At 70.8% G+C, this 1,816-nt stretch carries 2 protein-coding genes; one reads left to right on the top strand and one right to left on the bottom strand.

Translation table 11 applies throughout. The annotated features are described in order from the left end of the window. Positions 1-223 precede the first annotated feature (223 nt). Positions 224-724: an MgtC/SapB family protein gene (locus D588_RS0109675; protein WP_017907901.1), complete on the top strand. Its 501-nt coding sequence runs from the start codon at positions 224-226 to the stop codon at positions 722-724. On the opposite strand, the gene D588_RS0109670 is transcribed toward D588_RS0109675, so the two are convergent. Continuing rightward, positions 685-1,311: a ParB-like protein gene (locus D588_RS0109670; RefSeq protein WP_017915832.1), complete on the bottom strand. Its 627-nt coding sequence runs from the start codon at positions 1,309-1,311 to the stop codon at positions 685-687. The genes D588_RS0109675 and D588_RS0109670 overlap by 40 nt on opposite strands. Positions 1,312-1,816: the final 505 nt, after the last annotated feature.

Genomic DNA, 1,816 nt, shown 5'->3' with positions numbered 1-1,816 from the left:
CTGGCGGCGCTGGGCAGCGAGCCGGCCGCGCTGGAGCGCCTGCTGCAGTTCTGCGTGGCCGCCGCAGCGATCAACTGCACCCGCGCCGGCGCCAATCCGCCCAGCCTGGACGACGTCCGCGCCGCGCTCTGAGGCCAGCCGACGGCATGCACGCGGCGCCCGCGGCCGGGTTGCCTATGATGGGCCGGCCGCCTGCGGCCACACATCCACCGGGAGACCTGCCTTGACCGACCTGTCCGAGATCGCCGTACGCCTGGGGATCGCCGCCCTCGCCGGCGCGGCGATCGGGTTGAACCGCGACCTGCATGGCAAGCCGATCGGCATCCGCACGCTGGGCCTGGTCGGCCTGGCCACCGCGATGGTGGTGCTGCTGGCCGACCCGCTCGGCAAGGGCGGCTTCACCGATGCCGGCAGCCGCGTCATCCAGGGCATCCTCACCGGCATCGGCTTCCTCGGCGCCGGCGTCATCTATCACACCCAGAAACATGTGCGGGTGCATGGCCTGACCAGCGCCGCCTGTGTCTGGCTCACCGCCTGCGTCGGCATCATGTGCGGCGCCGGCCAGTGGCAGATCGTGGCCGTGTCGCTGGCCATCGCCTTCGTCATCCTGTTGTTCGGCGGCCGCGTCGAACGCGCCCTGCACGCACTCCTGGGCGGCAGGCCGGCGCATGACGCCACGCCGGATCAGTCGTCGGACAGCGGCCCGCACCAGCCCGGCAAGTAGCTCGCGTCCCGGCTCTTGGCGAGCGCGAGCGCGGTTTCCATGGCGCGGGCGAAATCCTCCTTGACGTCGCGGCGCCGCAGCCGGCGGCGGAACAGGTCGGCCCACAGGAATTCGCTGAAGGGCGTGGTGTCCTTGGCGTAGCCGCCGGCGCGCCGGACCTCGCCGGCGAGGCTGCGGTAGGGATCGTCCTTCAGGTCGGCGATCGACGTGGGCATGTCCTTGAACGGGCGGCGCTCGCCCTTGGCGTCGTAGGGATAGGCCCAGCGGCGATGATCCAGCACGCTCCACAGCGCGGCCTTGTCGACCATGCTGAGGTCGGCGATCACCGTGACCAGAATGTCCTCCACCCCTTCGTCGTGCAGTGCCCGCGCCAGGTGGTGGTGATCGACCACGTAGTAGCGGCCGTCCGGTCCCAGCACCACCGGGATCATGTGCGTGCCGAGCAGTTCGGCCTGCTTGTGCTTGGACGCGTGCGCGCGCCAGCGCTTGCGCTTCTCCTTCACCTCGCGCATGCCCACGGTCATCTGCGTGGGACGCAGGGACAGGATCGGAACGGGATGCAGCAGCGGTTCGCGGGGATCGGCCATGCTCAGTCTCCGTGGAAGTGTGCGCGCCGGCACCAGGCGCGGCCGCCAGAGTGCCAGCGTCGTGCGCGTTCTGCACAGCGCCGCGGCACGCGCGATCTTTCGGGAGCCAGGTGTTGCTCCCCTCTCCCTCCGGGAGAGGGGTTGGGGGTGAGGGTGCGACGGCCAGGGAACCTCTTCCCCCAGACACCTCCCTAGCGAACCGCCCCCTCATCCGCCCCTTCGGGGCACCTTCCCCCGAAAAGGGGGCCATGGTCCCGACGGGAGAAGGAAGCAAGGGGCCGGGGGTGAGGGTACGGCCGCCATGGAGTCCTCTTCACAGACACGGCGTCCGCCGGCTCAAGCGCGCGCCGCCAGCGCCGATATCCAGTTCCTGAGCGCCAGCATGGGCGGCGCATTGACCTGGGGAGGAGCCGGCTGGCATGTCGGATCAACGCGACGAGCCGCCGATCAGCGGACTGCGCAAGCTGCTGTCGCCACGTCGGCGCGATCCCGCGCCGACGACAGC

Origin of the sequence: Xanthomonas sp. SHU 308, assembly GCF_000364645.1 — a bacterium.
GTDB lineage: Bacteria > Pseudomonadota > Gammaproteobacteria > Xanthomonadales > Xanthomonadaceae > Xanthomonas_A > Xanthomonas_A sontii.
The sequence above is the reverse complement of the archived record's forward strand: the minus strand, read 5'-3'. Positions and strand labels throughout refer to the sequence as shown.